Raw genomic sequence first — 7015 nt, 5'->3', positions numbered from 1 at the left:
ATTGATAAAAACTTGCGCCTGTTGAGCGGTCAAGTTTCTTATCGAATGTTTGTTGCTGTCTATCCCTAGCCACCAATACCGCTACCCAGTCGCCTTTGGCTCGGCCCTTACCCGCTTTATCTCCACCGCGTTTATGACTTGGACGCGTTAACTGACGACTTCCTTTTTCAGAGTAACGAAATAGGGTTTCATCCATTTCAACAATACCTGACAAATGCGTCTCTGACTGTCTATTTAATAGCTTAAGAAACTTATGTCTCCACAATAAAGACGTGTTTTTAGTCACCTGGCACGCTTGAGCACTGCGGCGTATGGGTAAACTGTTAATCATACAAGCTAAATACCCCAACCATTTCTCAGGTGCTCTCAGACGATAAAATGGCGTGTTGTACGTTGACATAAAGCTCTTTCTACAGGTATTACAAACATAACGCTGACGCCTATTTATAATCCCGTTGCGCTTTATTTTTTGAGATTGGCAATGCGGGCATTGATTGGCTTGGTCTCTATGCATGCTTAAAACATCGAGACAACTTTGACCTGAGACTTGGCCTTCAAGTAAGCTGATTAAAAGTTTTTTTTGCTCTATCGCTAGTTGGCTAGTTAATTGTTCGAGTTGTTCAAATGAATTATTCATATACAATCTCACATCAATTACTGTATGTAACCTCAGCATAGCATCAATTAACTACGACATAGCCAATCAACTTGGTATAATACCAGTTCCATTAAGTTTGTGATCTTGTTGTGCGCAGGAAAAATAACTCAAGGTAAGGCGCTCGATTGAGCAATAGCTGGCTATTGGGAGTGAGAGCAACACAGCCTTGAGCTATTTTAACTAGTACAAGTGAGCAATAACTTAATGGGATTGGTATAAATACTAAAACTGTCTTGAGCAAGCGTTGGCAAGACAAAAAAATAGAGCGCAATCAGTAAACGACATTTCATAATTTTTCACTTTAATGCCCATAAAAAATATGGATTAAAAGCAAAGCGATAGAAGCCTTGCCTTTGGCTGGTATTTAAAAAAGTCGATTTAAACCATTTAATGCCGCCACCCTAAAGGCCTCTGCCATTGTTGGATAGTTAAAGGTAGTTTCAACAAAATACTCTATGGTATTGCCACCATTAGTTTGTTGCATGATGGCTTGGCCAATATGGATGATTTCTGCGGCATTCTCACCAAAACAATGAAGACCTAAAATCTCTTTGCTTTCTCGGTGAAAGAGAATTTTTAACGAGCCGACTAGGTTATTAGATATTTGTGCCCTAGCTAAATGTTTAAATTGTGCGCGGCCGACTTCATATGGAATTTTTGCTGCTGTTAGCTCTTGCTCAGTTTTACCGACAGAGCTAATCTCTGGAATGGTATAAATACCGGTAGGAATATCAACGGTAAGTTTTGCTTTACCATTACCATCAAGCATCGCGCTGGCGCAAATTCTACCTTGATCAAAGGCTGCACTGGCCAAACTTGGATAACCAATAACATCACCAACCGCAAAAATACCTTCCACATCGGTTTGATAAGTATCGCTGACTTTTAATTGCCCACGCCCATCAGCTTTTAAACCGGCATTCTCAAGTTTTAAATCGGCGGTATTACCTGTACGACCATTGGCAAATAATAAGCAATCGGCGCGCATCTTCTTTCCCGACTCTAAATGGACAATAACTGAATCTTTACTGGTCTCAACACGTTCAATTTGTTCGCCGTGGCGAATAACAACGCCGTTATTCCATAGGTGATAGCTTAACGAGTCTGACATCTCAGCATCTAAGAATGATAATAAGCGATCACGGGTGTTGATCAGGTCAACTTTGACACCTAAACCACGAAAAATACAAGCGTACTCACTACCAATAACACCTGCGCCATAGATAATTATTTGCCGTGGCGAATGTTCAAGCGATAAAATACTGTCTGAGTCATAAACTCTAGGGTGCGAAAAATCTACATCATCAGGATGATAGGGGCGAGAGCCAGTGGCAATGACTATTTGTTTGGCTGTGATGGTATCGATTGAACCATCAATACGTAATACTTGAATGGTGTTTGCGTCAATAAATGAGGCTTCACCGTAAAAATGCTCAACTTGGTTACGGTTATAAAAGCCGCTGCGTAAATTAACTTGCTTACGAATAACCGCAGATGCGTGACTTAAAATATCTTGGAAGGTTAATTGCTTGGCATTTTGGCCGGCATTAAATAGCGGATTAGAGTTATATTCAATGAGTCGGCTAACCGATTGCCGTAACGCTTTTGATGGAATTGTACCCCAATGAGTGCACCCGCCGCCAACATTATGATAGCGTTCAATAATGGCAACACGCTTATCACGCTTGGCTAAGTTCATGGCAGCGCCTTCACCACCAGGCCCTGTGCCTATGATTATGGCGTCAAAATCATAGCTTTTAGCAGCGCTTTTTGCTTTCTTAGTTTCGGCTTGTGTTTGTTTAGTCAACGGTTAACCCTTTAATTCCTGCTTTAAGAAAAAAATTTTAGCAGGAATTAAATCTAAGGTAACTATTTTTATGCTAGTTTTTCTACCATATTTTGCCAGCTTCGTTGTTGCTCCGCCAAGCGTCGCTTAATTTCTTGGTATTGCGCCATTACTTCTGAGTTTTCAACATCAGCCAGTAATTGGTCACGTTTACTGGCGACTAACGCTTTACGTACCGCATAAAATTCGTTGATCTTATGAATAAGCTCATCGTACTCATGTTGTAATCTTTCTAGCAGCTGCTCTGCGTCAGGGTGGGCCGCTATTTTTTGCTGGCTACGTAATAAAACCATCGATAAACGTGCCTTTTCAATTTTATCTTCAGGTGTCACGCGTAACTTCGACGTCAGTTTTAAGTGAGCACAGCCTTTTATTAACCATTTTGTTGGATCAAACTGCCACCAACGAATGCCGTTACGATAGTCGTTTTCGAAGATATGATGGTAGTTATGGTAGCCTTCACCAAAAGTAAAAAAAGCTAGAAAACCATTGTCACGAGCAGTATTTTTTTCAGTATAGGTTTGCTTGCCCCAGATGTGGGCTAATGAATTAATGAAAAAGGTGGTGTGGTGACTTAACACTAAACGTAAAAATCCAAGTAATAATAGACTATTAATTATATCACCGTGCCATAAACCAAATAGTATAGGGACACCGAAGTTCATTAATATAGTCAGTAGTAAATAGTGCTTATGTTGCCAAACAACCACCGCGTCTTTTTGTAAATCGCGCACGTTGTTATAGTTATTGTATTGCTCAGGTTGATGATCTCTTAGCATCCAACCGATGTGCGAATGCCAAAAGCCCAACTTTGCAGAATAAGGGTCAATATTATTTTTATCGACATGTTTATGATGAATACGATGATCTGAACACCAGTGTAAGGCACTATTTTGCAGTGCAAATGCTCCGCCTAGAGCGTAAATTACTCTTAATGACCAATGAGCTTGGTAAGTTTTATGGGACCAAAGTCGGTGATAACCAGCGGTTATCGACATGCCGCAATAGATAAAACAAATCGTTGCTGCGGTGATCTCTGTGGCGTCAAAGCCATGAGTGAATGCACGGTAAGGTACTGCTATGGCAGCAAATAAAAAGGTAATGCTAAATACAAAAACATTTAACCAAATAATAGGTGGTTTATTCATTGATTGTCCATCTAAGGTTAATGACCGAAAAGTATTTCGGTGTACACATGTACGCTATTTTTAACTTTACTTGATGCTGAGTCAAGTGTTGATGGTGATTTTTTAGCTAACATACAGAATACAAATTAGAATACCGCTAAGTGGTTAACATCTATTAACTAGTAATATTTACTATTTTCAGTATCATATCAAGTTGGTTACAGGCTGAAATAATTACTAGGTGTATGACGATGAGCGGAATTCGAGCATTACAAAAAGAAAAAACACGTCGACAACTCATTGACGCCGCTTTAGGGCAACTGAGCAGTGAGCGCAGCTTTTCTAGCCTAAGTTTACGTGAAGTAGCAAAAGAGGCAGGTTTAGCGCCAACCTCATTTTATCGCCATTTTTCTGATATGGACGAATTAGGTTTAACTTTAGTAGATGAAGCGGGTTTAACCTTGCGTCAATTAATGCGACAAGCAAGACAGCGCATTGACAAAGGGGGCTCGGTGATCCAAATTTCTGTGCGTACTTTTATGGAGTTTATTGAAAGTAACGGCAATATTTTTCGCTTGTTACTACGAGAACGTTCAGGGACATCAAAAGCATTTCGTGCTGCAGTTAATCGCGAGATTAGTTATTTTACCTTAGAGTTGTGCGATTATTTACAACAGGCTAATAAACTTGATGCTGAAGTGGCCTATTTGCAAGCAAATGCTGCCGTAACTATTGTTTTTAGTGCTGGCTCTGATGCACTCGACTGCGATAAAAAAGATTTAGCAGCATTAGCACAACGAACAATTAAACAACTCAGGTTTATTGCTCGTGGTGCATTTGAAATTGGCGTAGGTAATAAAAACCGCAGCGAACAGCGTAGTAGTAGCGCTAAAGACGAGACAAAATAACACCCGTTTCTATATGGTGGGTATAAGGAAATTGGTCAAACAGGGCAAAATGCTCGATTTTATGGGTTTTAACCAATTCAGTTAAGTTATCACGTAGTGTCTCTGGATTACATGAAACATAGATAATGCGCTCAAAGCGACTGACTAATTCAACGCTATCAGGATCTAGTCCTGCTCGAGGAGGATCAACAAGCACGGTTTGATAATTGTAGCTGGTCAGATCAAAACCTTGTAATCGACGAAATACCCGTTCACCATTCATCGCCTGACTAAAGTCCTCACTCGCCATTCGCACAATATCAACATTGTCGAGTTTGTTAGCCGCAATATTAATCTGTGCAGATTTAACTGAAGTTTTTGATATCTCTGTGCCTAATACCCGATCAAAACTTTCCGCTAAGGCAATACTGAAGTTACCATTACCACAGTAGAGCTCGATTAAATCACCGCCTATATCTTTAGTCGCTCGTTGGGCCCAAAGTAGCATTTTTTCATTTACCATAGCATTAGGCTGAGTAAAGCTATTCTCAACTTGCTGGTAATGAAACTCTTTGTCATTCACTGTTAATTTTTCCATAACAAAGTCTTTGTCTAAGACCACTTTTTGCTTGCGAGCTCGACCAATAATATCAACAGGGGCGATAGTCGATAGCCGTATTTTTAATTGCTGCGCGTGTTCAATCCATTGCTCATCTAACTGTTTATGATAAAGCAAGCTAATCAATACTTCGCCACTAAGCGTTGATAGGAAGTCAACTTGGAATAAACGTTGGCGCAATACTTCGTTGTCTTTTATATCAGCTAATAATGCTAACATAAATTGGTTAATAAGCACGCTGGCAACAGGGAAGTCATCAACCCGATATTTTTCTTTTGTTTCACTATTAAACATAATGTAATAAAGATCATCACCTTCATGCCAAACTCTAAATTCTGCACGCTGGCGGTAATTTAAGGTGGGTGAAGTAAATATTTCAAATGTTGGTAATTCAAATTGAGCAAAATTGTCTGTAATATTTTGCTGCTTTTCGTCAAGCTGTTGTTGATAATTGTCGGGGTGGATATGACTAAACATTGAAATACCTTGTTAAAAGTGGAGGTCGGTAACTGATAATGATGACGAGATTTTAGCGATCACCCAATTTTGCCTATTAAGCGCTCTATCTATTAAACCTTTTGTCTACTAAACAATGGCTCTATTGCAGAAGTACTGGCTTTTTAAGCATCGGCGCTAATCTAAGGCGCTATTTTATAGACTATAGGTAAGTGTTGATAGATGCTGAGGTAAGTAATATTAAAACATTTGAGTTTAATAGTATCAAACTGACAAGGTAATCTATTTGTATAGGAGTTAACAGGTGTAAAAAAAAAGCCTGTAAATTTATCATCTACAGGCTTTAATATGACTAGTAAGTAAAAGTATCAAACTACTCTTGTAAATCCTCTACTCTTATTACTTAATTGGTCAGTTTTAATAATCAACGCTATGCTGAGATTTTATTCAACAATTTGCTCTGGTCGTTCTTTTGCTTCACGAACTTTCAACGTTCTCTGTTGAAATTCACTATCATTTAGTGACAAAACAGCTTGTTCTGCGTCTGCTGCTGATATTTCAACAAAACCAAACCCACGTCTTTTTCCGGTATGTTTATCTTTCATCAATCTTACTGATTGAACTTGACCATACTCAGAAAACAACTCTCTTACTGCGGCTTCGTTAGCTCTATACGGTAAATTGCCAACATAAAGCGTGCTGATGCTGGTATCTACTTCTTGTACATTTGTTTCGGCTTTTCCAACTAAGGGCGCGATAAATGCACAAACAAAAGCAACAACGGCAACACTTATGCTTGTTAATTCGAATACACTACTGTTAGCCAAAAAATATATAGCAACAGAAAATACTAACGCAACAATTAGCGTTAATGCTTGAGGAGACTTCATAATGGATACCTAATTATTATTTTATAAAAAACTTAACTTGCAATTCTATGTTACCCACCTTTTGGTAATGTGCAAGAATAAGTGTACTTTTTATGCAATTTAATCAGGCAAGTATCTACTAATACTATTTATAGTAAGATTTGCCACTCAGTAACCGTCATAGAATAGCTCTTTAGCTAATTCTCTTCTCTTCTCTTCTCTTCTCTTCTCTATTAGGGCCAGTGTAGTCTTCTTATATAGAATAGAAGTTATAAGTCTTGTCACTAATTAATAAAAAGCACCGTGCTTTTATATAATTTCATACTGGCTGAATGCTATTTGAACGCTCTTAGGTCAATAAAAACACCAGGTGTACAATTAAAAAGCAAACAAACACTTAATCAACATTTAATGACAATTAAGTGTTGACGTGCAGTCAGAAATCGCTAGAATGCGCTCCAGTTCCAAGGGGTAACCCAAACGAACGGTTTTAATGAGTTACTTAACGTGGTGTAAACCAACTAAGTTAACTTAACGTTTTAAGAGTAAATTT

At 38.7% G+C, this 7015-nt stretch carries 6 protein-coding genes; 1 reads left to right on the top strand and 5 read right to left on the bottom strand.

What is annotated here, in order from left to right:
- The 3 genes from ESZ39_RS16815 to ESZ39_RS16805 form a co-directional block, all read right to left on the bottom strand.
- The coding region (locus ESZ39_RS16815) for an IS1595 family transposase (RefSeq protein WP_191321832.1) at positions 1 to 637 on the bottom strand (637 nt) is incomplete at its 3' end.
- A gap of 385 nt (positions 638 to 1022) precedes the next feature.
- Entirely contained in the window at positions 1023 to 2465 is a 1443-nt protein-coding gene (sthA, locus tag ESZ39_RS16810) for a Si-specific NAD(P)(+) transhydrogenase (protein WP_146881079.1), read from the bottom strand.
- Positions 2466 to 2533: 68 nt separating this feature from the next.
- Positions 2534 to 3652, bottom strand: a complete 1119-nt coding sequence (locus ESZ39_RS16805; RefSeq protein WP_146881078.1) for a fatty acid desaturase — start codon at positions 3650 to 3652, stop codon at positions 2534 to 2536.
- A gap of 230 nt (positions 3653 to 3882) precedes the next feature.
- On the opposite strand from ESZ39_RS16805, the gene fabR reads away from it, so the two are divergent.
- A complete protein-coding gene (gene fabR, locus ESZ39_RS16800) occupies positions 3883 to 4539 on the top strand; it encodes an HTH-type transcriptional repressor FabR (protein ID WP_146881077.1) in 657 nt (218 codons plus the stop codon).
- Here fabR and trmA read toward each other — a convergent pair.
- Positions 4520 to 5614 carry a tRNA (uridine(54)-C5)-methyltransferase TrmA gene (trmA, locus tag ESZ39_RS16795; protein ID WP_146881076.1) on the bottom strand — a complete coding sequence of 365 codons (1095 nt, stop codon included), beginning with the start codon at positions 5612 to 5614 and terminating at the stop codon, positions 4520 to 4522. The genes fabR and trmA overlap by 20 nt on opposite strands.
- A 422-nt stretch (positions 5615 to 6036) precedes the next feature.
- Positions 6037 to 6483, bottom strand: coding sequence for an RNA recognition motif domain-containing protein (locus tag ESZ39_RS16790; protein WP_146881075.1), 447 nt, complete (start codon positions 6481 to 6483; stop codon positions 6037 to 6039).
- Between the last annotated feature and the right edge of the window lie 532 nt (positions 6484 to 7015).

Source organism: Colwellia sp. C1TZA3 (assembly GCF_007954265.1).
In the GTDB taxonomy this organism is placed as follows: Bacteria; Pseudomonadota; Gammaproteobacteria; order Enterobacterales; family Alteromonadaceae; genus Cognaticolwellia.
Note: the sequence above shows the minus strand (reverse complement) of the source record. Positions and strands in the feature narration are given on the sequence as shown.

What these genes read in the sequence shown, in the direction of transcription:
- ESZ39_RS16790 (WP_146881075.1), bottom strand. Translation starts at nt 6,483, where the DNA reads ATGAAGTCTCCTCAAGCATTAACGCTAATTGTTGCGTTAGTATTTTCT.
- fabR (WP_146881077.1), top strand. Translation starts at nt 3,883, where the DNA reads ATGAGCGGAATTCGAGCATTACAAAAAGAAAAAACACGTCGACAACTC.
- trmA (WP_146881076.1), bottom strand. Translation starts at nt 5,614, where the DNA reads ATGTTTAGTCATATCCACCCCGACAATTATCAACAACAGCTTGACGAA.
- ESZ39_RS16805 (WP_146881078.1), bottom strand. Translation starts at nt 3,652, where the DNA reads ATGAATAAACCACCTATTATTTGGTTAAATGTTTTTGTATTTAGCATT.